The sequence below is a fragment of the Pseudomonas sp. NY5710 genome, from assembly GCF_013305665.1.
GTDB classification, from domain to species: domain Bacteria; phylum Pseudomonadota; class Gammaproteobacteria; order Pseudomonadales; family Pseudomonadaceae; genus Aquipseudomonas; species Aquipseudomonas juntendi.
On the sequence record NZ_CP045554.1, the window covers coordinates 1,498,719 to 1,521,170 of the forward strand.

The window sequence follows — 22,452 nt, forward strand, 5'->3', positions numbered from 1 at the left end:
TGTCTCCTAGGAGGGATGAGCGGTGGACCGCAATGCGCCCGGCTGAGTTCGAACAGGCTTTACGGGCCTACGGCCGGGGCTTACCCTTGAGGTCTTTTCCTGCTCGCTTTCATGCCAAGGACCCCTGCCATGAGCCGTATCTTTGCAGACAACGCCCATTCCATCGGCAACACGCCGCTGGTGCAGATCAACCGGATCGCCCCGCGTGGCGTGACCATCCTGGCCAAGATCGAGGGGCGCAACCCCGGCTACTCGGTCAAGTGCCGCATTGGCGCGAACATGGTCTGGGATGCCGAAAGCAGCGGCCGGCTCAAGCCGGGCATGACCATTGTCGAGCCCACCTCGGGCAACACCGGTATCGGCCTGGCCTTCGTTGCCGCCGCGCGTGGCTACAAGCTGATGCTGACCATGCCCGCGTCGATGAGCCTCGAACGGCGCAAGGTGCTGAAGGCGCTAGGCGCCGAACTGGTGCTGACCGAGCCGGCCAAAGGCATGAAGGGCGCCATCGACAAGGCCAACGAAATCGTGGCCTCAGACCCGGCGCAGTACTTCCTGCCAGGCCAGTTCGAGAACCCGGCCAACCCCGCCATTCACGAAAAAACCACGGGGCCGGAAATCTGGAACGACACCGACGGCGCGGTGGACGTGCTGGTGGCGGGGGTGGGCACTGGCGGCACCATCACCGGTGTGTCGCGCTACATCAAGCATACCCAGGGCAAGGCGATCCTGTCGGTGGCCGTGGAGCCCGAGGCTTCGCCACTGATCACCCAGACCCTGGCCGGCGAAGAGCTCAAGCCCAGCCCACACAAGATCCAGGGCATCGGGGCTGGCTTCGTACCGAAAAACCTCGACCTGTCGATCGTCGACCAGGTGCTGACGGTGGCCGACGAAGAGGCCAAGGCCATGGCCATTCGCCTGATGCAGGAAGAAGGCATTCTCTGCGGCATTTCTTGCGGCGCAGCCATGGCGGCGGCCGTGCGCCTGGCGGAAAAACCGGAAATGCAAGGCAAGACCATCGTCGTGGTGCTGCCCGATTCCGGCGAGCGTTATTTGTCGAGCATGCTGTTCAGCGACATGTTCAGCGACCAGGAAAACCAGCAGTAACCGGCCATGCCGCTGACCGGGCTCAATGTTCGGCGGCCTGGTTGACTGCACCATCTTCATCGACACGATCCCGCCCGGGTGGTTTGTACCGCGGCGGGATCGGTTTATGATGGCAGGATGATTTTCAGGAGAGCAGGCCGCGCAGCCCTGTTTCTTCCCCTAGGAGTGATGCATGACCTTATCCTTTGCAGCCAAGGCGGGTGTCTTGCTGGTGTTCTTCGCCAGCGTGCTGTTCGTGCACCTGCGCGGCAAGGCCCGCCTGCCGGTGTTGCGCCAGTTCGTCAACCATTCGGCGCTGTTCGCCCCCTACAACGCCTTGATGTACCTGTTTTCCGGGGTGCCGTCCAAACCCTACCTGGACCGCCAGCGCTTCCCGGAACTGGATGTGCTCAAAGACAACTGGCAGGAAATCCGCGAAGAGGCCATGCGCCTGTTTGACGAGGGCTATATCCGCGCCGCCGAAAAGGACAACGACGCCGGCTTCGGTTCGTTCTTCAAGAAGGGTTGGAAGCGGTTTTACCTGAAGTGGTACGACAAGCCGCTGCCATCGGCCGAGGCGCTGTGCCCGAAAACCGTAGAACTGGTCAGCAGCATTCCCAACGTCAAGGGCGCGATGTTCGCCCTGCTGCCTGGCGGTAGCCACCTGAACCCGCACCGCGATCCATTCGCCGGTTCGTTGCGTTACCACCTGGGCCTGTCCACGCCGAACTCCGACGCCTGCCGCATCTACGTCGATGGGCAGGAGTACGCCTGGCGGGACGGCGAAGACGTGATGTTCGATGAAACCTACGTGCACTGGGTGAAGAACGAGACCGATGTGACCCGGGTGATCCTGTTCTGCGACATCGAGCGGCCGTTGAGCAGCCCGCTGATGACCCGCATCAACCGCCAGGTCAGTGCCTTCCTGGGCCGCGCAACCGCGCCACAGAACACCGACGACGAGCGGGTGGGCGGCATCAACCAGGCGTATGCCTGGAGCAAGCGCTTCTCCAACAAGCTCAGCACCCACGTGAAGCAGTTCAAGCGGGCCAACCCCAAGGCCTACCGGGTCCTGCGCCCGGTGCTGGCGGTGGTCGTGGCTTATCTGCTTTACCGCTGGTTGTTCTGAACGCAGGCCAGGCCTTGGCGCGGGTTCACCCGCGCACAGGCCAGCTCACCTCACACTGGCGCCCGCTATTGCCCAATCGTGGGTTCACCGCTATTCTCCACAACACTTCCTTCCCTGAAGCCTGAATCATGCCCGCCAAGCCCTCCACCACCAGCTTTGCCATCGCGCCAGTCGCGGGCATGGTCGTGCGTGGCAGCCAGCAGCCGGCCATGGTCAGTCATTACCCACCACCTGTCAGTGGCGCCGTAGGCGGCGTAGCTCCGCCATGCTGCGTGGTCGTGCTGGGCTGATCGGCTTCGGCCGAGTCCCTTCGCACACGCAACCCACTGAACCCGGCCGGCTACTTAGCGCGCTTTAGCACAGGCCGTCCGCTTGGCTTATCTGCCTATCATCAGGTGGCAATACATGTCCTTTTTCAACAAAGCATCCGTGGCCTCGGCGGCCACTACCAGCCTGTTCGTTCTGCTGTGGAGCAGCGGGGCGATCGTTTCCAAACTTGGCCTGGCGCATGCCAGCCCGTTCGCCTTCCTGCTGCTGCGTTCTGCCTTGGCCCTGGCAGGCCTGTTGCTGATCGGGCCGTTGCTGGGGCTGCGCTGGCCACGCCGTAAGGGCGCCATGCTGCGTGCCCTGGGCACTGGCTGCGTGTTGCTCGGGGCTTACCAGATCTTCTATCTGCTGGCCCTCGACACCCACGTCACGCCAGGCATCATGGCCACGGTCATGGGCGTGCAACCGATCCTCACCGTCGTGCTGATGGAGCGCCAGCGTTCGATCAGCCGCCTGTTCGGCCTGGGGCTGGGCTTGAGCGGCTTGATCATGGTGGTCTACCAGGGGCTCAACCTGGGTGGGGTGTCGCTGGCGGGCATGCTGTTCGCCCTGCTGGCGCTGGCCAGCATGACTTGCGGTTCGATTCTGCAAAAACGCATCACCGACAACCCCATGGGCACGCTGCCGCTGCAGTACCTGGCCGGCTTTGCCCTGTGCGCGCTGTTCGCACCCTCGCAACCCTTACAGGTGCAGTGGACCGGGGGTTTCGTGGCTGCCTTGCTGTGGATGGGCCTGGTGGTTTCGCTGCTGGCCACCTTGCTGCTGTATCGGCTGATCGCCAAGGGTAACCTGGTCAACGTCACCAGCCTTTTCTACCTGGTGCCGGCAGTGACCGCGGTGATGGACTTGCTGATCTTCGGCAACCGCCTGGCGCCGCTCAGCCTGCTGGGCATGGGCTTGATCGTGGTCGGCCTGCTGTTCGTGTTCCGCAAGCCTGTCAAGCGCCTGGCCGAGGCCTGAGCCCTAGCGGAACTCGGCGGGGATGGCGTGCCGGAGTACGCCTTCCTCGAAGTCCAGCAGCCCGGCTTCGCGCTGGGTGAGCAGGTAGTAGAGCAGGGTGTCGATTGAGCGCTGTTGCGGTACTGCCACGGCCAGCAGCCTTACCGACTGCTCGGTTTCACAGGCGCAGCCGAAATCCTGCAAGGCAGCGCGAACCTGATCGAGGGTTTCCGGGGGCTTGACCAGCACCCGGAATACTGAGGTGCCGCTGCTTTGGCGCAGTTCGGCGAACCAGGTCTGGCCGTCTTCTTCATAGGTGCCGATAAGGTCACCCGGCGCGATGCCGTACACATGAAAGGGGATGTTGTCCACGGCATGGCCGCCTTCCACAGCCTTGGCCCAAAGGCCTTCGACCGAGGCCGGTGGGTAGCCGTTGGCGTCCTGTTCCAGGCGGAACAGCACCTTCTTGCAGGTTGGGCTCATGCCGTTCTCCCGGTCAATTGCGCGCCGGGCGCAGTACCAGCCACAAGGCCACAGCAATCAGCAGGCCGCCATACAGGTGCGCCAGCGACAGCGGCTCGTCCAGCAGCCATGCGCCCCACAGCACGCCGAACACCGGGATCAGGAAGGTCACGGTGCTGGCCTTTACCGGGCCTATTTCTGCCAGCAGACGGAAGTACAGGATATAGGCGAATGCCGTGCACAGCAGGCCCAGGCCGAGCAGCGACAGCCAGACCTGCCAGCCGCCCCAGCTGGCGGGCGGCTGGCTGAGGGCGCTCCAGGCGAACAGCGGGCTCAGCATCAGCGTAGCGCCGAGCATGCTGCCCAGCGCCGACAGGCGGCTGTCCAGGCCACTGATCCAACGCCGCGCGAGGAACCCGGCAAAGCCGTAGCAGGTGGTAGCTGCCAGGCACGCCAGGGCGCCTTGCAGCAGGGCCATGTCCAGGGCCACCGGCCCGGCCCCGCTGAGGATGCCGACACCGAGCAGGCCAAGGAAAATGCCGCAGAGCTTGGCCAACGTCATGGGTTCACGGAAGCACAGCACGCCGATCAGCACGCCCATCAATGGCGTGGTGGCGTTGAAGATCGCCGAGTAACCGGCTGGCAGCACCTGGGCAGCTACGGAATAGAAGGTTGCCGGGATGCCGGAGTTGATCATGCCCAGTACCAGGCAGGCCCCGAGCTTGCCCTGGAAGTCCCAGCGCACGCGGCTGGCGGCGACGATGGCGACCAGGCCCAGGCAGGCGATCGAGACGCGAAAGAACGCGGTCGGCACCGTGCCCAGCTCGGGGGCGATAATGCGCATGAACAGGAAACTCGCCCCCCAGACGGCAGCAAGGGTCAGCAGGCGGGTTAAAGCAATCGGGCTCACAACGGTCTCCGGAGGGCAGGGCAGGGCAGGGGCGCGAGTGTACGCGAGGGGGCGGGGCGATACTTGTGCTTTCTTGCGCAGTGAACCTGGCCCGCATTTGCATCAGGCCGACTAAGCTGTGTAACTCATTCACCCATGAGGTGCCTGGCATGCCCCAACCCTGGCCCGCTGTCGAAATCGCCCGCACCATCCTGGCGGGCTTCGACGATTACCGTGACCACTTCCAGCGCATCACCCTCGGCGCCCGCCAGCGCTTCGAACAGGCGCGCTGGCAGGAAATCCAACAGGCCGCGGCTGCGCGCATCAGCCTGTATGAAGAGAAAGTCGCCGAGGTCAACGGCTGGCTGCGCCAGGCCTTCCCCGCGCCGGTGTTGCTGGACGTGGCGCAGTGGCCGCTGGCCAAACACGCCTACATCCAGCAGATTGACCCCCGGCTGGACGATGAGTTGGCCGAGACCTGGTACAACTCGCTGTTCTGCAGCCTGTTCAGCCACGACCAGATCAGTGATGGTTGCATGTTCATCCACACCACCCGGCCGTCGCTGCGCGGGCGTGAGCGCGCCGCGCAAACCCGTACCTATGCGCTGGGCGGTAGCCTCAAGGGAATGTTGCAGGCGATCTTCGCCGACTACCCGTTCGATGTCGCCTACGGTGACCTGGAGGGTGACCTGGCACGGCTGCAAGCGCAGGTGCGCGAATGCCTGCCCGACTGGGTCTGCAAGGACCCGGAGCTGGCGGTGGAACTGTTCGTGCCCGTGCTGTACCGCAACAAAGGGGCCTACCTGGTCGGCCGCCTGTACAACCGCGATGAGCAATGGCCCTTGGTGATTCCCTTGCTGCACCGCGAGGGCCATGGCATCGAGGTGGACGGGTTGATCACCGACGAAGCCGAGGTGTCGATCATTTTCTCGTTCACCCGCTCCTACTTCATGGCCGATGTGCCGGTGCCGGCCGAGTTCGTGCATTTTCTCAAGCGCATTCTGCCGGGCAAGCACATTGCCGAGCTGTACACGTCGATCGGTTTCTACAAGCAAGGCAAGTCGGAGTTCTACCGGGCCTTGATCAACCACCTGGCCAACAGCGACGACCGCTTCGTCATGGCGCCGGGGGTGCGCGGCATGGTCATGAGTGTGTTCACCCTGCCGGGCTTCAACACCGTGTTCAAGGTCATCAAAGACCGCTTTTCACCGTCGAAAACCGTTAACCGCGCCACGGTGATCGACAAGTACCGGTTGGTCAAAAGCGTGGACCGGGTTGGGCGCATGGCCGATACCCAGGAGTTCGCCGATTTTCGTTTCCCACGCAGCAAGTTCGAGCCCGATTGCCTGGCCGAGTTGCTCGAAGTGGCGCCCTCGACCGTTGTCCTGGAGGGCGACACGGTGCTGGTGCGCCACTGCTGGACCGAGCGGCGCATGACCCCGTTGAACCTGTACCTGGAGCGCGCGGGCGAAGGCCAGGTGCTGGCGGCGCTGGAAGACTACGGCCTGGCCATCAAGCAACTGGCAGCAGCGAACATTTTTCCCGGTGACATGCTGTTGAAGAACTTTGGCGTTACCCGGCATGGGCGCGTGGTGTTCTATGACTATGACGAAATCTGCTTTCTGACCGAGGTGAATTTCCGTCACATACCGCCACCGCGGTACCCAGAAGACGAGCTGTCGGGCGAGCCGTGGTATTCGATCGGACCGCACGATGTGTTCCCCGAAGAGTTCCCGCCGTTTCTGTTTGCCGACATGGGCCTGCGGCGCTTGTTCAGCCGTTTGCACGGCGAGCTGTATGACGCCGATTACTGGAAGGGCTTGCAGGCGGCCATTGGCGAAGGGAAGGTGATCGACGTGTTCCCGTATCGGCGCAAGGGGCGCTGATGGCGGTGTTGCAGGCCAGGCCCCTCACTCCTTCAGGCACTTCAGCTCGCTGAAGTGGCCGTGCACCTTGGCCAACCGCGCTTGCAGCAACTGCCGCTGCTGCACGCTACTTTGCTGCACCAGGTCTACCAACAGGCTGCGCGCCTGTTGCTCGGTGTTCTGGAAGGCCGTGCGGTATTCCGGCGTCCACAGGCTTTCCTTGTGTTGCAACAAGGTTGCCAGGCGCGGCTCGAAGCTGGCGTCGTTGCGTTGGTTCATCGCCAGCAGCAGCTGTTGCTGCCAGTGGGCGCGGTTGGCGATCCATTCGCGGTTCTGGTCGCCCAACGCTGCTGACCAGGCTTGTACGCGTTGCTTCTGCACCGCGGACAGTGGGCCGAACCAGGCGGTCAGGCGTTTTTCCATACGCGCGCTGCGCTCGCTGACCTGCTCGGCCAACGGGGTATCGACGTACTCTTTTTGCCGCTCGGCGATGTCGTCGCGGAACGCTTCACGCATTTCGGCCACCTGGCTGTCGCTCATGCCGCGCAACAACTCGGTCGCCGAAGGGGTGATTTCCTCGGCCACACGGCCAATCGCCAGGCGCGCTTCGCGGGTGCGTTGCTGCAGCGCCTGGTCGGTCACCTGGTTGTTGGCGACCATGGCGCGGACCCGCTCCAGCCAGTCAAGGTAGCCCGGTAACTGGGTCTTGCAGTGCCAGGCCAGGTGTTGCTTGAGGCGGTCGTCGAGCAAGGCCTTTTGCGTGCCGTTCATGTCCAGGTAGTCGCCCAGCGACCACGGCACCAGGCGATCGAGGTTGCGGTAGGCCAGGTCCATGCGGCTGCAGGCGCCAAGGGCCAGGGCGAATCCAAGGGCGATGAGCAGGGCTTTGGACAGGCGTGAAGGCATGTGCTGTTCCTTGCAGTGGCTGGCCAGACGGTAGACGCGAGGGGGGGCACGGCGGTTCCACTGCATCAGCGGTCGGGCGGCGCGCTGGCTTCAGGTGTAGAATAGCCGCCTTGTTATGAGGATCATCGGAAATGGCTCTGCTTGGGCGTTACAACAGTTTGCAAATCGTGAAACACGTGGACTTCGGTCTGTACCTGGACGGCGGCGCCGATGGCGAGATCCTGCTGCCCGGGCGCTACATCCCGAAAAACGCCGAAACCGAAGTCGATGACTGGTTGAACGTGTTCATCTACCTGGACAGCGAAGACCAGCTGATTGCGACCACCGAGAAGCCCAAGGTGCAGGTCGGTGAGTTTGCCAGCCTGAAGGTCAAGGACATCAACGGTGCCGGCATCTTCCTCGACTGGGGCTTGTCCAAGGACCTGTTGATGCCGTACTCGGAAGAGGCGCGGCCGTTGAAGATCGGCGACTACTGCGTGGTGCACGTGTACCTCGACAAGCGCACCCGCCGCATCACCGCCACTTCCCGCCTGGACCGCTACCTTGACGTGGCCCCGGCCGATTACAAGGTAGGGCAGCCGGTCGAGCTGTTGGTGGCTGGCGAAACGCCGATGGGCTTCAAAGCCATCATCAACAACCGCCACTGGGGCCTGATCCACAAGAACGAAGTGTTCAAGTTCCTGCGCTCGGGCATGCACGAGAAGGGTTTCATCAAGGAACTGCGCCACGACGGCAAGATCGCCCTCAGCCTGCAGCCGGTGGGCGCGGCCCTTGCCGACAGCCTGCAGGAGCAGATCATGGCGCGCCTGGAGGCCGAAGGCGGGGTGCTGGGGGTGTGTGACAAGAGCGACCCGGCGTTGATCAGCAAGCTGTTCAATGTCAGCAAGGGCAACTTCAAGAAAGCCATTGGCGGCTTGTTCAAGCAGGGCTTGATCGTCATCCATGACGACCGGATCGAAAAGGCCTGATCAGGCCTGAACGAAGTTGCGGAAGTCCAGCTGCTCGCCACCTGGGCGGGTGTCGCGCAGCAGCGAGTCGCGGTCGGCGCTCAGCGCCAGGCTGATGGTCGAGCGGCGCTTGCCAGGCTTGCGCACTTCCATCTGTTCCAGGTGGGCCTTGAGGAAGTTGGTCGGGACTTTCAGGTGCTGCAGCTCGTCGGTTTGCGGGGTGTGCAGCAGCAGGTTGACCCAGTCGGCCTGGCCCTTGCCCAGCAGCGCCACCGGCACTTCAAACCACCACAGGTTGCGTTTGTTGTCCAGAATGGCGAACAGGGTGTTGCTGCTGTTCAGCACCGGGCGGGCCAGTGCTTGGTTGCGCCGGTCGATGGCAGCGGGTTTGTCGAGTTTCATGCAGGTTCCTGCGGGTTGACGCTATGAAGGCCTGCATTGTGAGGGGTGCCACGGGGCGGGGCAAGGTTTGATGGTTGTGCCTGCTGCGGGCGCGCCAGGTGGGGGGCGCGGGTGCTGCCTTGTGTTGCGCCCCACCCCCGCCATCAGCCGGCCCTGGCGGTGCGTCAGCGACGAAGCGGCAGGCTCAGCTCGGAGGTTGCCCCATCAGCGGTAGTCACGGTCGCGGTGAAGCTGCGCAACCCAGCGATGTCGTCCAGCGCCTGGGCAAACCGTGCCTGCCCTTGTGCGTCGCTGTTCACCTGCACTTCGCCAAGGTAGTGCTCGGCCTCGGTGGCGTCGGCCTGGGCATTGCCGAAGAACTCAACGCGCAGCAGGCTCGATGCCGGCCCCTGTACTTCACCGCGCAGCACATTGCCTTCCAGCGCCAGCAGCCGTGGTGCCGGCTGATTGTGATTGGGCAGCGGCTGGCATGGCTTGGGCTCGCCCTTGGCGTTGCAGATGAGTGCCTGGTCCTGCTTCGGCAGGTCGGCGCCAACCCCGCGTGAGCCCACATACAAGGCGTGTGCCTGGGCTGGCACGCCAAACACGATGGCCCCGGTGCGCTGCCCGGGTACGCATGAGCCGCCCGCCTGGCAGCGGCGGATATCCTGGCTGTTGCCCCAGATGCGGTTACCGCTGAGGCGCGTGGTAGTCACCTCAGGCTCCGGGCGCAGGGCCACGCCGATGCGGTTGCCGTGGATCAGGTTGCCGTCCAGGATGTTGCCCTCGCCGGTGACGCTGACCCCGATCGAGTTGCCGCTGAAGGTGTTGGCCGCCAGGTAGTTGCGTTTGCCCCAGTTGATCTGCAGGCCGTCGGAGTAGTTCTCGAAGCGGTTGCGCACCACGCTGTTGTCGTTGCCCAGCAGAATCTCGATACCCTGTGAGGGCTCGGGGTTGGCTGCTGTGGAGCGGAACAGGTTGTCGGCTACCAGGTTGAATGCGGCGCCACGGGTCAGCTCCAGGCCATCCCCGTTGTCGATCAGCTGATTGCGCAGCACCTTGTTGTTGTTGGTCGTGGTGGCAGTGGGGTTGCCCGCGCCGTCGTCGCCAGTCAGCATGATCCCGGCGCCGCCTTTATTGGCGACGATGCGGTTGTCTTCGATGACGTTGTGGCTGGCGCGGTTGACCAGGATGCCGATGCAGAAATTGCGCACCTCAAGGCCGCGCAGTTGCACACCCTGAGTGTCACGCAGCACCAGCCCAGGGTTGGTGGTGGTGCGCACGTTGGTGCCGAACTGGCCGGGCAGGGCACCGGGGCAGGTGCGAACACCCTGGTCCTTGATGTAGGCGGAGCCGTCGATGGCAATGTACTGACCCTCGCGTGCCCAGGCCAGCCCGGTGATGCTGACCGGGCCTTTGATTTCCGGCAGCGCGTGGCTGGGGCGGATCACATAAGGTGGCTTGCCCACGGCGGCGATGTCGATACGGTAATGGCCGGGGTTCCGGTTACTGGTTTCAATGGCCCAGCGCAGGGTGCCGGGGTTGCCGTCGTCGGTGTAGCGCTCGACACGCAGGGTTTCAGGGCTGGCGGCAGCGGTGGCCAGGGTAGGCAGGGGCAGCAGTGGCAGCAAGGCCAGCAGTGCAGGCATCAGACGCATGGGGCGGGTATCCGAAAACATTGTTCTTGTGGTGTGCTCGCCTGCTTGAGGCGCACATTTGCACGGCATTCTAGGGGAGCCGTGGCGTCAACGCAGGGCTGCCTGTGTGATTTGGTGCGGTATTCGCCCGTAGATTGACCGCTTGGCTTGCGGGGTGAAAACTCGTTGAAACTCTTGCGCTGGGTGCTGGGTCCACCTTTTGTCGACACTGTACACGTGTCTCCATTTGCAGGAGTTTTGCCATGAGCGGTACTAAAGACAAAGTCAAAGGCCTGGCCAATGAGGCGGTGGGCAACGTGAAACAAGGTGTCGGCAAGATGACCGACAACGAAAAGCTGCGTGCCGAGGGCAAGGCGCAAGAGCTCAAAGGCGAGGCGCAGCAAGTGAAGGGCGATGTGAAGGACGCGGTAAAAAAACCGTGATCTGAGCAAGCCTGTGCCGGCCTCTTCGCATACGTGCGGAGAGGCCGTTACTTTTGCCGCCAATTTCTTCAATCGCGACTGGGAGCAGCACAGCTTCGGCACGGTCTATTAGACTTGTGTGTTGATTCGATCAAGCGGCGAAAGGAGACGCTATGATTTTTTCCGCCCTGCAGGGCCTGCCTTTGCACCGCGTGCTGGCGCGCACCGTCAAGGAATTTCTCGATGACGAGATGTCCACCTATGCGTCGGCGCTGGCCTACCAGGCGCTGTTCTCGCTATTCCCATTCTTGCTGTTCCTGATTGCCCTGATCGGCTTTTTGCACCTGCCCGACTTTTTCTCCTGGTTGCGCCTGCAATCGGAGCTGGTATTGCCACCCCAGGCCCTGGAGCAGGTGAACCCGGTAATCGACCAGCTACAGCAATCCAAGGGCGGGCTGTTGTCGGTCGGTATCGTGATTGCCTTGTGGACCGCATCGGCCGGTGTGCGCCTGATGATGAGCGCCATGAACGCCGCCTATGATGTGCCCGAGGGGCGGCCGGTTTGGAAACGCATCCCGTTATCCATTTTCTATACCGTGGGCCTGGCCGGCATGCTGTTGGCAGCCGCCGCGCTGATGGTGCTTGGCCCGCAGGTCATGGAGTGGATCGCCGCCCAGATCGGCATGCAGGAGTTCATCGTCACCTTGTGGACGGTGTTGCGCTGGCCGGTGATCGTTTTTCTGCTGATGGTGGCGGTCGCGTTGATCTACTACGTAATGCCTGATGTGAAACAGAAGTTCCGCTTCATCACGCCGGGCTCGGTGCTGGCGGTGGTGGTGTGGATCATCGCGTCACTGGGCTTTGCCTACTACGTGAAAACCTTCGCTGACTACAACGCCATGTACGGCAGCATTGGTGCAATCATCGTGCTGTTGCTGTATTTCTACATCTCGGCTGCCGTGCTGTTGCTTGGCGCCGAAATGAATGCGGTGATCGAGCACATGTCGGCCGAGGGCAAAAACCCCGGTGAAAAGGATTTCGACGAGCACGCGCCCGCGCAGACCATCAGTGTTCTGGGCCATGAGCACCCCACTTCGGGCCAGGCGCAGACTTCCGAGCCCAACCCCCGATGATCCGTGACATTCTCAAGATGGGCGACGAGCGCCTGCTGCGCGTCGCCGCGCCGGTGCCCGCGCAGCTGCTGGGCAGCGGCGAGCTGCAGCAACTGATCGACGACATGTTTGAAACCATGCGCCATGTCGGCGGCGTGGGCCTGGCTGCGCCGCAGGTAGGCATCGACCTGCAACTGGTGATTTTCGGCTTCGAACGCAGCGAGCGTTACCCGGACGCCGAGGCGGTGCCGCAGACCATCCTGCTGAACCCGGTCATCACCCCGACCTCCACTGAATTGGAAGACGGTTGGGAAGGCTGCCTGTCGGTGCCCGGCTTGCGCGGCGTGGTGCCACGCTTCAAGCACATTTGCTATGAGGGCATCGACCCACAGGGCAACGCGATCCACCGCTTTGCCGACGGCTTCCACGCGCGGGTGGTGCAGCATGAGTGCGACCACCTGATCGGCCGTTTGTACCCATCGCGGATCCAGGACTTCACCAAGTTCGGCTACACCGAGGTGCTGTTCCCGGGGCTGGAAGCAGGCGACGACTGACCATGCTGCAGGGCCACCAGGCGCTTGCTGCGCTGGTAACGTTGCAAGCGGCCACGCAAGGTGTCGGGCAGGCACTGCGCCAGTTCGAAACCCAGGCGTTGATAGAACGCCAGTAGGTCGGGGTGGCAAAACAGCCAGGTTGGCCCGTCAGCCTGGGCCAGCGCCGCTTTGACCAGTTTGCCGGCTACCCCTTGCTGGCGCCGTTGCGGGTCGACGAATAGGCCGGTCAGCCAGAAACCGTCGGGTACCTTGGCCAGGCTCAGCCCGGCAATGATCCCCGGCCCCCTGGCTACCCACAACTGCGCATCGCTTGCCGCGCGCATACGCGAGCCCTGGTGCCGGTAAAAGTGGTCCAGCAGCCGGCGTTCTGTATCCGCAAGTGCTGTGCAGGTTAAGTGTTCAGTAATGGCGAATTCCCCAGAGTCCAGAGCAGAGGCTCTGGCGTAATGCTTTGCGGCTATCTTGTCGCAGATTGTTGCAAATTCGGCAAGAGTGAATATCCGAGTTCGGGGTTCAACTATTAACGGCCAGGCGTAGAATTTCAGGCATCCCCCCTGCAGTACGAAGCGGGATCGGTACTTCGTGCCATCTTCACCGTAGATGGCAACTTCTCCGCGCCGGAAACGGCATTAGAAGTCAATCGATCAGCTTGAACGCTCAAAAGGCAAAACACCATGAAACCATTACTGATTCTTGCATTGGTCGGTATGTCCTCGTTCGCCCTCGCCGATGAGGCCAAGCCCGTCTCCACCCAGCCAGTGGCCCAGCAGTACGACTACTCCATGAACCTGGATATCAAGCGGGTAATCGAGCTGTCGACCATTCCCAATGTCTGCGAAGTGGTGCCTGCCACCATGACCTATGAAGACCACCAAGGCCAGGTGCATACCATCCAGTACCGTGCCATGGGCGAGGGCTGCCAGCAGGGTTGATCGGCTACAGGTTCGAGCGCCCCCGCGCGGCGCTCGTATACCGCCCGGGCCTGGCACTGGAATGCTGCCGATTGCCAGGCCCACGAGGACATGGGGTTCTACCAGGGGTGGGGTGAAAGCCTGGACCGCCTGGTGGAGTTGGTCCCCCAGCGGATGCCAGACTGAGGTTGCCCTGGGGCAGGCATTCACCCGCCGCAGGGCCGGTAGTGCCAGCGCTGTGCTCAGCTGGCCACGAAATTCGGTGGCGATACCAGTTCCACGGTCTGCTGCTTGCGTGGCGCCAGGATTTCCGCCTCGCCCTGCACCACCAGCTCATCGTTCTGGTTGTACACATTGGTCGCGATGCGCACTTTGAACTTGGGCAGTTTTTCCAGAATTTCCAGGCGTACGGTGAGGGTATCGCCAATCTTCACCGGCTTCTGGAAGCTCATCTGCTGGCCCAGGTAGATGGTGCCAGGGCCTGGCAGGGTGCAGGCCACTGCCGCACTGATCAACGCGCCGCTGAACATGCCGTGGGCGATGCGCTCGCGGAACATGCTCTTGGCCGCGAACTCGGCGTCCAGGTGCACCGGGTTGTGGTCACCGGACATCGCCGCGAACAGCTGGATGTCGCGCTCTTCGACGGACTTCTGATATTGCGCCTTCTGGCCTACTTCGAGGGCTTCGTAAGGCGTGTTGGTGACCTGGGACATCGGGGTTTCCTTGAGCGGTAGGCGAGGGTGGCTGTCATTCACTGCGCACAGGCCGATCAATGGCCAGTGCCTGTTCGAGCCAGCCGACAATGTCGGCAGTGACCTCGTTACGGTTGGTTTCGTTGAGTACTTCATGCCGCGCTTCAGGATAGACGCGTAGCTGTACATGTCGATTGCCGGTGGCGCGCAGGGCGTCGGCCAGATGGGTGAGACGCTTGCCGGCACTGACCGGATCACATTCCCCACCCAATATCAGTATCGGCAGGTTCGGATCGATCTGTGCGAGGTTACCCGGCTGGCTGATCTGCGCCAAGCCTTGCAGCAGGTCCAGCCACAGCTGGTTGCTGCACCGAAAGCCGCACAGTGGGTCGTTGACGTAGCGGTCGACCTCGGCCGTGTCGCGGCTGAGCCAGTCGAACGCCGTGCGGTTGGGCTTGAAGGCCTTGTTGAACGCGCCGAAGGACAGCCATTCGATCACCGCGCTTTTACCCAACGGCCCCTGGCGCCAGGCCTCCAGCCGCGCCACTAGCCGGGCCATGCGGTACAGCGCGGCAGGCTGGTAGTTGGAACCGCTCAGGATCGCCCCGTGCAGGCTGGCGCTGTGGTGCAGCAGGTAAGCCTGGGCGATGTAGCTGCCCATGCTGTGGCCGAACAGGAACAGCGGTGTGCCCGGGTAGTGTTGGCCAATGTACTGGGCCAGCCGGCCGACGTCGTCGACCACGGCATTCCAGCCATGATGGCGGTTGAACAGGCCCAGGCTGCCGTGCTCGGCGCTACGCCCGTGGCCACGCTGGTCAGCGGCGAACACGGCAAAGCCAGCCGCGGCCAGGGCCAGGCCCAGGCGCTGGTAGCGCCCGGCATGCTCGGCCATGCCATGGGCCAGCAAGACTACGGCTTTCACCGGCGTGGCTGGCAGCCATTGCTGCACGTACAGGCGGCAGTGCTCGCTGACGGGCAGCCAGAAGGCGTCGTGGGGCATGGCGGCTCCTTGTGCGCACGGGGTACCGGAACAGTGTATGCACAACCGGCCCGATTGCAGGAAGGGCACAAATAAGATTCACAATGTTAATGGCGGCACTTGGCGTATAGGCCACCCCGGGCTTACCTGCTAACGTCGAAGCAACGCCTGTTTGCCGGTTGGCGACCAGGTCAAGGATCCAAGGACGCAGTGCAGGTCCAGGCAGAGGAACAATAATAAATGCAAGCCGACTTCTGGAATGACAAGCGCCCGGCGGGCGTGCCTTCCACCATCGACATCAATGCCTATGCCTCGGTGGTCGAGGTGTTCGAGCGCTCTTGCAAGCGCTTTGCCGACCGCCCGGCATTCAGCAACCTGGGCGTGACCCTGACCTACGCGCAATTGGAGCAACATTCAGCCGCCTTTGCCGCATGGTTGCAGCAACACACCGACCTGCAGCCTGGCGACCGCATCGCGGTGCAGATGCCCAACGTGCTGCAGTACCCGATCGCCGTGTTCGGTGCCATGCGTGCCGGGCTGATTGTGGTCAATACCAACCCGCTGTACACCGAGCGCGAGATGCGCCACCAGTTCAATGACAGCGGCGCGCGGGCGTTGGTCTACCTGAACATGTTCGGCAAGCGGGTGCAGGCCGTGTTGCCCGACACCGGCATCGAGTACCTGATCGAAGCGAAAATGGGCGACCTGCTGCCCACCGCCAAGGGTTGGTTGATCAACACGGTGGTCGACAAGCTGAAAAAGATGGTGCCGGCCTACCACTTGCCCCAGGCACTCTCGTTCAAGCAGGTGCTGCGCCAGGGGCGCGGCCTGGCGCCGCAACCGGTGCCGCAGAGCCTGGACGACATCGCCGTGCTGCAGTACACCGGCGGCACCACCGGGCTGGCCAAAGGCGCCATGCTCACCCACGGCAACCTGGTGGCCAACATGCTGCAGGTGCTGGCGTGCTTTTCGCAGCACGGCCCGGATGGGCAGAAGCTGCTCAAGGATGGCCAGGAGGTGATGATCGCGCCGCTGCCGCTGTACCACATCTACGCGTTCACCGCGAACTGCATGTGCATGATGGTCACCGGCAACCACAACGTGCTGATCACCAACCCGCGGGATATTCCTGGCTTCATCAAGGAGCTGGGCAAGTGGCGTTTCTCTGCATTGCTCGGGCTCAACACCCTGTTCGTGGCGCTGATGGATCACCCGGGCTTTCGCCGGCTGGATTTCTCGGCACTGAAAGTTACCAACTCCGGTGGCACGGCGCTGGTCAAGGCCACTGCCGAACGCTGGGAGGCGCTTACCGGCTGCCGCATTGTCGAAGGCTATGGCCTGACCGAAACCTCGCCGGTGGCCAGCACCAACCCCTACGGTCAGTTGGCGCGGCTGGGTACGGTGGGCATCCCGGTGGCCGGTACCGCCTTCAAGGTCATCGATGATGACGGCAACGAGCTGCCGTTGGGCGAGCGTGGCGAGTTGTGCATCAAGGGGCCGCAGGTGATGAAGGGCTACTGGCAGCAGCCTGAGGCCACCGCCCAGGCCCTGGATGCGGACGGTTGGTTCAAAACCGGTGATATCGCCGTGATCGACCCGGACGGTTTCACGCGGATCGTCGACCGCAAGAAGGACATGATCATCGTTTCGGGTTTCAACGTGTACCCCAACGAGATCGAAGACGTGGTGATGGGCCACCCGCAGGTCGCCAACTGTGCGGCCATCGGCGTGCCCGACGAGCGTTCCGGCGAGGCGGTGAAGCTGTTCGTGGTGCCGCGCGAGGGGGGGCTGAGCGTGGACGAGCTCAAGGCCTACTGCAAGGCCAACTTCACCGGTTACAAGGTGCCCAAGCACATCGTGCTGCGCGAGTCCCTGCCGATGACGCCGGTGGGCAAGATTCTGCGCCGGGAGCTGCGGGATATCGCTTGAGTCAGCGGCAAGCTGCAAGCTACAAGCTACAAGCTACAAGCTACAAGCTACAAGCTGCAAGCGGTGAATCTGAGCCTTTGGCGCGCTCTATCTTGCCGCTTGAAGCTTGTAACTTGCCACTTTAAGCTAAATACTCTAAAAATGACCCAAATTGTTCATTGAGTCATTTTTGTGACCTTAAGGCCAGTTTTGGCCTCTAGGCGACCCCAGGCAAAGCTGTTACTCTCGGCCCGCTTTCAGATGATCCGGTTTGCAACGAACCGTCATCTCATATCAATAATAAGCGCATCGACGCGTGAATCGAACTTCGCTGTTGCTGAAGGAGTGGGCTTCCATGATCGAACATTTTTGGAAGGATAAGTACCCAGCCGGGATTACGGCGGAAATCAATCCTGACGAATTCCCCAATATCCAGGCAGTACTCAAGCAATCCTGCCAACGCTTTGCCGACAAACCGGCCTTTAGCAACCTGGGCAAGACTATCACTTATGGCGAGTTGTATGCGCTGTCGGGGGCATTTGCCGCCTGGTTGCAGCAGCATACCGACCTCAAGCCGGGTGATCGCATTGCCGTGCAACTGCCCAATGTCCTGCAGTACCCGGTCGCGGTGTTCGGTGCCATACGCGCCGGGCTGATCGTGGTCAACACCAACCCGCTGTACACCGCGCGGGAAATGGAACATCAGTTCAACGACTCTGGCGCCAAAGCCTTGGTGTGCCTGGCCAACATGGCCCACCTGGCTGAGAAAGTGGTGCCCAAGACCCAGGTCCGGCACGTCATCGTCACCGAGGTGGCCGACCTGTTGCCGCCGGTCAAGCGCTTGCTGATCAACAGCGTGATCAAGTACGTGAAAAAGATGGTGCCGGCCTACCACCTGCCGCAGGCCGTGCGTTTCAACGCTGCGCTGGCACTGGGCAAGGGCCAGCCGGTAACCGAGGCCAACCCGCAGGCCAACGATGTGGCGGTGCTGCAGTACACCGGCGGCACCACTGGCGTGGCCAAGGGTGCCATGCTGACCCACCGCAACCTGGTGGCCAACATGCTGCAGTGCCGGGCGCTGATGGGCTCGAACCTGCACGAAGGCTGTGAAATTCTCATCACCCCGCTGCCGCTGTACCACATCTACGCGTTCACCTTCCATTGCATGGCGATGATGCTGATCGGCAACCACAACGTGTTGATCAGCAACCCGCGTGACCTGCCGGCGATGGTCAAGGAACTGGGCAAGTGGAAGTTCACCGGCTTTGTCGGCCTGAACACCCTGTTCGTTGCCCTGTGCAACAACGATGGGTTCCGTGCCCTGGACTTCTCGGCGTTGAAAATCACCTTGTCGGGCGGCATGGCCCTGCAGTTGAGCGTGGCCGAGCGCTGGAAGGCGGTGACCGGTTGCGCCATCTGCGAAGGCTACGGCATGACGGAAACCAGCCCGGTGGCCACGGTCAACCCTTCCGAAGCGAACCAGGTCGGCACCATTGGTATTCCGGTGCCGTCGACCCTGTGCAAGGTGATCGACGAGGCTGGCAACGAGTTGCCGTTGGGCGAAGTCGGCGAACTGTGCATCAAGGGCCCGCAGGTCATGAAGGGCTATTGGCAGCGTGAAGAGGCCACTGCCGAGATCCTCGACAACCAGGGTTGGCTGAAGACCGGCGACATCGCCTTGATCCAGCCAGACGGCTACATGCGTATCGTCGACCGCAAGAAGGACATGATCCTGGTCTCCGGCTTCAATGTGTACCCCAACGAGCTGGAAGATGTGCTTGTCGGCTTGCCTGGCGTGTTGCAGTGCGCGGCCATCGGGGTGCCGGACGAGAAGTCGGGCGAAGTGATCAAGGTGTTCATCGTGGTCAAGCCGGGCATGACCGTGACCAAGGAGCAGGTGATGGAGCACATGCGTGCCAACGTGACCGGCTACAAGGTGCCGCGCTATATCGAGTTCCGCGATGCGCTGCCGACCACCAACGTGGGCAAGATCCTGCGCCGCGAGCTGCGTGATGAAGAGCTGAAGAAGCAGGGCCTGAAGAAGATCGCCTGACCCTGCGCTGCCCCTGTAGGAGCGGCCTTGTGTCGCGATGGGCCGCGAAGCGGCCCCGTCCATTTCAGCACCCATGCCAGGATCCAGGGGCCGCTTTGCGGCCCATCGCGACACAAGGCCGCTCCTACAGCGAGGGCATGGGTTCTGGGCTCAGCGCAGTTTTTCCAGCATCTGGTAATACCACATGCCGGCCGCCAGCAGCGGGTTGCCCAGCAAGTCACCCATCGGCACCCGCACATGCTTGCACTGGGCGAAGGTGTCGAACTGCTCGAGCGTACCGGTCAACGCCTCGGCCATGATCTCGCCCATGATGTGGCTGGTGGCAATGCCGTGCCCGGAATACCCCTGGCAATACCACACGTTGTCCGACAGCTTGCCCAGCTGTGGAATGCGGTTGACCACGATGCCCATGGCGCAGCTCCACTGGAACTCGATCGGCACGCCCTTCAATGCCGGGAACGTGCGCTCGATGCATGGCCGCAGTTCGCCTTCGATGTCCCGCGAGTCACGGCCGGAGTAGTTGGCGCCGCCACCGAACAGCAGGCGCTTGTCGGCTGTCAGGCGGTAATAGTCGAGCACGAAGCGGCAGTCGTACACCGCCAGGTCGTGGGGGTTGATCTGCTCGGCCAGTTCGCCCAGTGGCGCGGTGGTGACGATCCCGCCCATGGCCGGGAATATCTTGCCCTTGAGTTGGCGCTTTTCCAGCTTGTGGTACACATCGCCGGCCAGCATCACCTGGCGTGCCTCGACCCGGCCGTGGGCGGTAACCACCGCCGGGCGCGGGCCATGCACGATGTCCAGCACTTCGGAGTTTTCGAACACCAGCGCGCCCAGGCCGTGTGCGGCGCGGGCCTCACCCAGGCACAGGTTGAGCGGGTGCAGGTGCAGGTTACGCAGGTTCTTCAAGGCGCCCATGTACAGTGGGCTCTGCAGGTGCTCAGCCACTGCCGCGCGGTCGAGCATTTGAACCTGCTCGCCCATGCCCCGGCGTTGCGCTTCGGCCTCGAACGCGCGTAGCTCGTTCATGTGCGAGGGTTTCATGGCGGCATGCAGGTGACCGCGCTTGAGGTCACAATCGATGCCGTAGCGCGCTACGCGCTGCTCGATTACCTGGTGGCCACGCCAGCGCAGGTGCCAGATGAAGTCATCGACCTCGGCGCCCAGGTGGTTGCGCATCTGTGAGCGCATGGCTTCGTCGCCCGACAGGCTGCCAGTGACTTGGCCACCGTTACGGCCGCTGGCACCCCAGCCTATACGGTTGGTTTCGACGATGGCCACCTTGAGGCCGCGCTCGGCCAGCTCGACTGCCGTGGCCACGCCGGTAAAGCCGCCGCCGATGATTGCCACATCCACCTGCACCGTGCCCTTGAGTTGCGGGTACTCGGTAGGGTCGTTGAGGGTGGCGCTGTAGTAGGACGGCGCGCGCTGCGCCGGGCCTTTGTGCAATGCTGCGTTCATGGGTGTTCCTTGAATGTTGAGGGGCTCAGGCCTGGTGCAGGTACCAGCGCCAGTCCTGTTCGCTGACTTCGGCCATGAACTGGCGGTACTCTGCGCGCTTGACCTTCAGGTACACGCCGAGGAAGTCCTCGCCCAATGCTTCGCGGGCCCAAGCCGACTGCTGCAGGGCGTCGAGCGCCGTCAGCCAGTCGGTGGGCAGGTGTTCGGTGGCCTGGGCATAACCGTTGCCTTGCACCGGTGCCCCTGGGTCCAGCTGTTCGCGAATGCCACGGTGGCTGGCTGCCAGGATCGCTGCCGCCGCCAGGTAGGGGTTGGCATCGGCGCCGCAGATGCGGTGCTCCACATGCCGGCTGTTGGCCGGGCCACCGGGTACGCGCAGGCTCACAGTGCGGTTGTCCACGCCCCAGGTGGGTGCCAGTGGTGCATAACTGTTGGCCTGGAAGCGGCGGAACGAATTGGCGTTGGGGCAGAACAGCAGCAGTGACTCGCGCAGGTGGCGCAGCATGCCGGCGACCGCCTGGCGCAGCAGCGGCGTGCCAGCCTTGTCGTCGCTGGCGAACAGATTGGTGCCAACGTGGTCAGCCAGGCTCAGGTGCATGTGCATGCCAGTACCCGCCAGGTGCGCGAATGGCTTGGCCATGAAGCAGGCCTGCATGCCGTGGGCATGGGCCACGCCCTTGACCAGGCGCTTGTAGCGTACCGCCTGGTCCATGGCCTGCAGTGCGTCACCGTGCTCCAGGGTGATTTCCACTTGGCCGGGGGCGTATTCGGAAATGGCCGTACGGGCCGGGATGCCCTGGGCTTTGCAGGCGGCATACAGATCGGCGAGAAACGGCTCGATCTGTTCCAGTTCGCGCAGGCCGTACACCTGGGTGCTGCGCGGGCGCCCGCCATCGTTGTCCAGTGCCGGTTGCGGGCGGCCTTGGGCGTCGCGCTGCTGGTCAAGCAGGTAGAACTCCAGTTCGCAGGCCATCACCGGGTGGTAGCCGTCGGCCTGCAGCGCCTCGATGGTGCGCAGCAGCACGTGGCGCGGGTCGGCGATGCTGGCAGGCAAACCCTCGCTCGGGTGCATGCTCACCTGCACCGCGGCGGTCGGCACCCGGCGCCAGGGCAACCTTGCCAGGCTGCCCTCGAGCGGGTAGGCGCGGCAGTCGATATCACCCACATCCCAGACCAGCCCAGAGCTTTCCACATCGTCGCCGTTCAGGGTCAGGCCGAGAATGGTACTGGGTAGCGGCCGGCCGCTCTGGTACACGGCCAGCAACTCGTCGCGGTGCAGCAGCTTGCCGCGGGGTACGCCGTTGGCGTCGAGAATGAACAGCTCGAACAACTCGATATCAGGGTTGTCGGCCAGAAAACGGGCGGCGTGCTCTACGGGGGCAAAATGCATGTTGGGTTCGCTCACGGCTGCGCAGGGCCACCGCACTGGCGGGCGGCCCGGCTGGGGCAAACGGCCAGAGGCTGGCCGGGTTTGGTCACAACGGCGTGAGGGCGGTATCCGGTGGGCGGGCGTGGCGGCAGTGCCACAAGGCCCAGAAGGCGAGGATGATGTGCACCAGCGGGTTTTCCCCGGCACGGCTGCGGGCCTTCGGTAGCGAAGGGCGCGGCAACGGTGGGGCGATGGGCTGGGCGGGCGTCATGGTTTTGATACTCACATGCGGCGTAAGGGTGATTAAAGCAGTGAATGGCAACCTTTACATAAGGACTTGCTAAACTTTCAGCCACTGTGCGATCTCTTGTAGGAGCGGCCTTGCGTCGCGATGGGCTGCGGTAGCAGCCCCCAAATCTGCGCCCCGGC

General features: G+C 63.0%; 23 protein-coding genes and 1 pseudogene. 13 read left to right on the top strand and 11 right to left on the bottom strand.

Annotated features, from left to right (window positions below):
• Nucleotides 1-129: 129 nt before the first annotated feature.
• The 4 genes from cysK (at nucleotide 130) to GEV39_RS06835 (ending at nucleotide 3,499) form a co-directional block, all read left to right on the top strand.
• Complete coding sequence (gene cysK, locus GEV39_RS06820) at nucleotides 130-1,104, top strand: cysteine synthase A (RefSeq protein ID WP_009686784.1); 975 nt, start codon at nucleotides 130-132, stop codon at nucleotides 1,102-1,104.
• Between the two features lie 172 nt (nucleotides 1,105-1,276).
• Nucleotides 1,277-2,212 carry an aspartyl/asparaginyl beta-hydroxylase domain-containing protein gene (locus GEV39_RS06825; protein ID WP_173887960.1) on the top strand — a complete coding sequence of 312 codons (936 nt, stop codon included), beginning with the start codon at nucleotides 1,277-1,279 and terminating at the stop codon, nucleotides 2,210-2,212.
• A 128-nt stretch (nucleotides 2,213-2,340) separates the two neighbouring features.
• On the top strand, nucleotides 2,341-2,502 hold the full coding sequence (locus GEV39_RS06830) for a hypothetical protein (RefSeq protein WP_009686782.1): 162 nt from the start codon (nucleotides 2,341-2,343) through the stop codon (nucleotides 2,500-2,502).
• Nucleotides 2,503-2,617: 115 nt separating this feature from the next.
• The gene (locus GEV39_RS06835) at nucleotides 2,618-3,499 is read left to right on the top strand and encodes a DMT family transporter (RefSeq protein WP_173887961.1); all 882 of its coding nucleotides are present in this window, start codon (nucleotides 2,618-2,620) and stop codon (nucleotides 3,497-3,499) included.
• Between the two features lie 3 nt (nucleotides 3,500-3,502).
• On the opposite strand, the gene GEV39_RS06840 is transcribed toward GEV39_RS06835, so the two are convergent.
• On the bottom strand, nucleotides 3,503-3,961 hold the full coding sequence (locus GEV39_RS06840; protein ID WP_054881627.1) for a DUF4265 domain-containing protein: 459 nt from the start codon (nucleotides 3,959-3,961) through the stop codon (nucleotides 3,503-3,505).
• Between the two features lie 13 nt (nucleotides 3,962-3,974).
• Entirely contained in the window at nucleotides 3,975-4,850 is an 876-nt protein-coding gene (locus GEV39_RS06845; protein WP_029885395.1) for a DMT family transporter, read from the bottom strand.
• 149 nt (nucleotides 4,851-4,999) lie between these two features.
• Between GEV39_RS06845 and aceK the strand changes: the two genes are divergently transcribed.
• Nucleotides 5,000-6,715 carry a bifunctional isocitrate dehydrogenase kinase/phosphatase gene (gene aceK, locus GEV39_RS06850; protein ID WP_173887962.1) on the top strand — a complete coding sequence of 572 codons (1,716 nt, stop codon included), beginning with the start codon at nucleotides 5,000-5,002 and terminating at the stop codon, nucleotides 6,713-6,715.
• 24 nt (nucleotides 6,716-6,739) lie between these two features.
• Here the strand turns inward: aceK and GEV39_RS06855 are convergent, their stop codons facing one another.
• On the bottom strand, nucleotides 6,740-7,600 hold the full coding sequence (locus tag GEV39_RS06855) for a DUF6279 family lipoprotein (RefSeq protein WP_173887963.1): 861 nt from the start codon (nucleotides 7,598-7,600) through the stop codon (nucleotides 6,740-6,742).
• Between the two features lie 131 nt (nucleotides 7,601-7,731).
• Between GEV39_RS06855 and GEV39_RS06860 the strand changes: the two genes are divergently transcribed.
• Nucleotides 7,732-8,568, top strand: coding sequence for a CvfB family protein (locus GEV39_RS06860; RefSeq protein ID WP_009686776.1), 837 nt, complete (start codon nucleotides 7,732-7,734; stop codon nucleotides 8,566-8,568).
• Here the strand turns inward: GEV39_RS06860 and GEV39_RS06865 are convergent, their stop codons facing one another.
• Entirely contained in the window at nucleotides 8,569-8,949 is a 381-nt protein-coding gene (locus GEV39_RS06865; RefSeq protein ID WP_173887964.1) for a hypothetical protein, read from the bottom strand. It lies immediately after the preceding gene.
• A gap of 164 nt (nucleotides 8,950-9,113) precedes the next feature.
• Nucleotides 9,114-10,586: a right-handed parallel beta-helix repeat-containing protein gene (locus GEV39_RS06870; protein WP_173887965.1), complete on the bottom strand. Its 1,473-nt coding sequence runs from the start codon at nucleotides 10,584-10,586 to the stop codon at nucleotides 9,114-9,116.
• 242 nt (nucleotides 10,587-10,828) lie between these two features.
• Here GEV39_RS06870 and GEV39_RS06875 point away from each other — a divergent pair, with 242 nt between their 5' ends.
• The 3 genes from GEV39_RS06875 (at nucleotide 10,829) to def (ending at nucleotide 12,653) form a co-directional block, all read left to right on the top strand.
• Nucleotides 10,829-11,008, top strand: coding sequence for a CsbD family protein (locus GEV39_RS06875; RefSeq protein ID WP_173887966.1), 180 nt, complete (start codon nucleotides 10,829-10,831; stop codon nucleotides 11,006-11,008).
• A gap of 152 nt (nucleotides 11,009-11,160) precedes the next feature.
• Nucleotides 11,161-12,120 carry a YihY/virulence factor BrkB family protein gene (locus tag GEV39_RS06880; RefSeq protein ID WP_009686772.1) on the top strand — a complete coding sequence of 320 codons (960 nt, stop codon included), beginning with the start codon at nucleotides 11,161-11,163 and terminating at the stop codon, nucleotides 12,118-12,120.
• Nucleotides 12,117-12,653, top strand: a complete 537-nt coding sequence (gene def / locus GEV39_RS06885; protein ID WP_173887967.1) for a peptide deformylase — start codon at nucleotides 12,117-12,119, stop codon at nucleotides 12,651-12,653. The genes GEV39_RS06880 and def overlap by 4 nt, the downstream gene beginning before the upstream one ends.
• Here def and GEV39_RS06890 read toward each other — a convergent pair.
• Nucleotides 12,608-12,976 carry a GNAT family N-acetyltransferase gene (locus GEV39_RS06890; protein WP_173887968.1) on the bottom strand — a complete coding sequence of 123 codons (369 nt, stop codon included), beginning with the start codon at nucleotides 12,974-12,976 and terminating at the stop codon, nucleotides 12,608-12,610. The genes def and GEV39_RS06890 overlap by 46 nt on opposite strands.
• 351 nt (nucleotides 12,977-13,327) lie before the next feature.
• Between GEV39_RS06890 and GEV39_RS06895 the strand changes: the two genes are divergently transcribed.
• Together GEV39_RS06895 and GEV39_RS06900 are read left to right on the top strand one after the other, a co-directional pair.
• Nucleotides 13,328-13,585, top strand: coding sequence for a DUF2790 domain-containing protein (locus tag GEV39_RS06895; RefSeq protein WP_173887969.1), 258 nt, complete (start codon nucleotides 13,328-13,330; stop codon nucleotides 13,583-13,585).
• A gap of 36 nt (nucleotides 13,586-13,621) precedes the next feature.
• A pseudogene (locus tag GEV39_RS06900) lies at nucleotides 13,622-13,750 on the top strand (polyketide cyclase); the annotation flags it as partial.
• A gap of 56 nt (nucleotides 13,751-13,806) precedes the next feature.
• Here the strand turns inward: GEV39_RS06900 and GEV39_RS06905 are convergent.
• Entirely contained in the window at nucleotides 13,807-14,277 is a 471-nt protein-coding gene (locus tag GEV39_RS06905; RefSeq protein WP_009686767.1) for a MaoC family dehydratase, read from the bottom strand.
• Nucleotides 14,278-14,311: 34 nt separating this feature from the next.
• Nucleotides 14,312-15,256 (bottom strand): alpha/beta hydrolase, encoded by a 945-nt coding sequence (locus GEV39_RS06910; protein WP_173887970.1) that lies wholly within the window; start codon nucleotides 15,254-15,256, stop codon nucleotides 14,312-14,314.
• Nucleotides 15,257-15,475: 219 nt separating this feature from the next.
• Between GEV39_RS06910 and fadD2 the strand changes: the two genes are divergently transcribed.
• Nucleotides 15,476-17,164, top strand: a complete 1,689-nt coding sequence (gene fadD2, locus GEV39_RS06915; RefSeq protein ID WP_173887971.1) for a long-chain-fatty-acid--CoA ligase FadD2 — start codon at nucleotides 15,476-15,478, stop codon at nucleotides 17,162-17,164.
• 334 nt (nucleotides 17,165-17,498) lie between these two features.
• The gene (gene fadD1 / locus GEV39_RS06920) at nucleotides 17,499-19,196 is read left to right on the top strand and encodes a long-chain-fatty-acid--CoA ligase FadD1 (protein WP_173887972.1); all 1,698 of its coding nucleotides are present in this window, start codon (nucleotides 17,499-17,501) and stop codon (nucleotides 19,194-19,196) included.
• A gap of 150 nt (nucleotides 19,197-19,346) precedes the next feature.
• On the opposite strand, the gene GEV39_RS06925 is transcribed toward fadD1, so the two are convergent.
• The 3 genes from GEV39_RS06925 to GEV39_RS06935 form a co-directional block, all read right to left on the bottom strand.
• Nucleotides 19,347-20,654, bottom strand: a complete 1,308-nt coding sequence (locus GEV39_RS06925; RefSeq protein ID WP_029885384.1) for an NAD(P)/FAD-dependent oxidoreductase — start codon at nucleotides 20,652-20,654, stop codon at nucleotides 19,347-19,349.
• A 25-nt stretch (nucleotides 20,655-20,679) separates the two neighbouring features.
• Entirely contained in the window at nucleotides 20,680-22,044 is a 1,365-nt protein-coding gene (locus GEV39_RS06930) for a glutamine synthetase family protein (protein WP_173887973.1), read from the bottom strand.
• Nucleotides 22,045-22,129: 85 nt separating this feature from the next.
• Entirely contained in the window at nucleotides 22,130-22,294 is a 165-nt protein-coding gene (locus GEV39_RS06935; protein ID WP_009686760.1) for a hypothetical protein, read from the bottom strand.
• Nucleotides 22,295-22,452 lie beyond the last annotated feature (158 nt).

Coding starts and splice junctions, on each gene's coding strand:
- cysK (WP_009686784.1), top strand. CDS start 130: ATGAGCCGTATCTTTGCAGACAACGCCCATTCCATCGGCAACACGCCG.
- GEV39_RS06825 (WP_173887960.1), top strand. CDS start 1,277: ATGACCTTATCCTTTGCAGCCAAGGCGGGTGTCTTGCTGGTGTTCTTC.
- GEV39_RS06830 (WP_009686782.1), top strand. CDS start 2,341: ATGCCCGCCAAGCCCTCCACCACCAGCTTTGCCATCGCGCCAGTCGCG.
- GEV39_RS06835 (WP_173887961.1), top strand. CDS start 2,618: ATGTCCTTTTTCAACAAAGCATCCGTGGCCTCGGCGGCCACTACCAGC.
- GEV39_RS06840 (WP_054881627.1), bottom strand. CDS start 3,961: ATGAGCCCAACCTGCAAGAAGGTGCTGTTCCGCCTGGAACAGGACGCC.
- aceK (WP_173887962.1), top strand. CDS start 5,000: ATGCCCCAACCCTGGCCCGCTGTCGAAATCGCCCGCACCATCCTGGCG.
- GEV39_RS06855 (WP_173887963.1), bottom strand. CDS start 7,600: ATGCCTTCACGCCTGTCCAAAGCCCTGCTCATCGCCCTTGGATTCGCC.
- GEV39_RS06860 (WP_009686776.1), top strand. CDS start 7,732: ATGGCTCTGCTTGGGCGTTACAACAGTTTGCAAATCGTGAAACACGTG.
- GEV39_RS06865 (WP_173887964.1), bottom strand. CDS start 8,949: ATGAAACTCGACAAACCCGCTGCCATCGACCGGCGCAACCAAGCACTG.
- GEV39_RS06870 (WP_173887965.1), bottom strand. CDS start 10,586: ATGCGTCTGATGCCTGCACTGCTGGCCTTGCTGCCACTGCTGCCCCTG.
- GEV39_RS06875 (WP_173887966.1), top strand. CDS start 10,829: ATGAGCGGTACTAAAGACAAAGTCAAAGGCCTGGCCAATGAGGCGGTG.
- GEV39_RS06880 (WP_009686772.1), top strand. CDS start 11,161: ATGATTTTTTCCGCCCTGCAGGGCCTGCCTTTGCACCGCGTGCTGGCG.
- def (WP_173887967.1), top strand. CDS start 12,117: ATGATCCGTGACATTCTCAAGATGGGCGACGAGCGCCTGCTGCGCGTC.
- GEV39_RS06890 (WP_173887968.1), bottom strand. CDS start 12,976: ATGCGCGCGGCAAGCGATGCGCAGTTGTGGGTAGCCAGGGGGCCGGGG.
- GEV39_RS06895 (WP_173887969.1), top strand. CDS start 13,328: ATGAAACCATTACTGATTCTTGCATTGGTCGGTATGTCCTCGTTCGCC.
- GEV39_RS06905 (WP_009686767.1), bottom strand. CDS start 14,277: ATGTCCCAGGTCACCAACACGCCTTACGAAGCCCTCGAAGTAGGCCAG.
- GEV39_RS06910 (WP_173887970.1), bottom strand. CDS start 15,256: ATGCCCCACGACGCCTTCTGGCTGCCCGTCAGCGAGCACTGCCGCCTG.
- fadD2 (WP_173887971.1), top strand. CDS start 15,476: ATGCAAGCCGACTTCTGGAATGACAAGCGCCCGGCGGGCGTGCCTTCC.
- fadD1 (WP_173887972.1), top strand. CDS start 17,499: ATGATCGAACATTTTTGGAAGGATAAGTACCCAGCCGGGATTACGGCG.
- GEV39_RS06925 (WP_029885384.1), bottom strand. CDS start 20,654: ATGAACGCAGCATTGCACAAAGGCCCGGCGCAGCGCGCGCCGTCCTAC.
- GEV39_RS06930 (WP_173887973.1), bottom strand. CDS start 22,044: ATGCATTTTGCCCCCGTAGAGCACGCCGCCCGTTTTCTGGCCGACAAC.
- GEV39_RS06935 (WP_009686760.1), bottom strand. CDS start 22,294: ATGACGCCCGCCCAGCCCATCGCCCCACCGTTGCCGCGCCCTTCGCTA.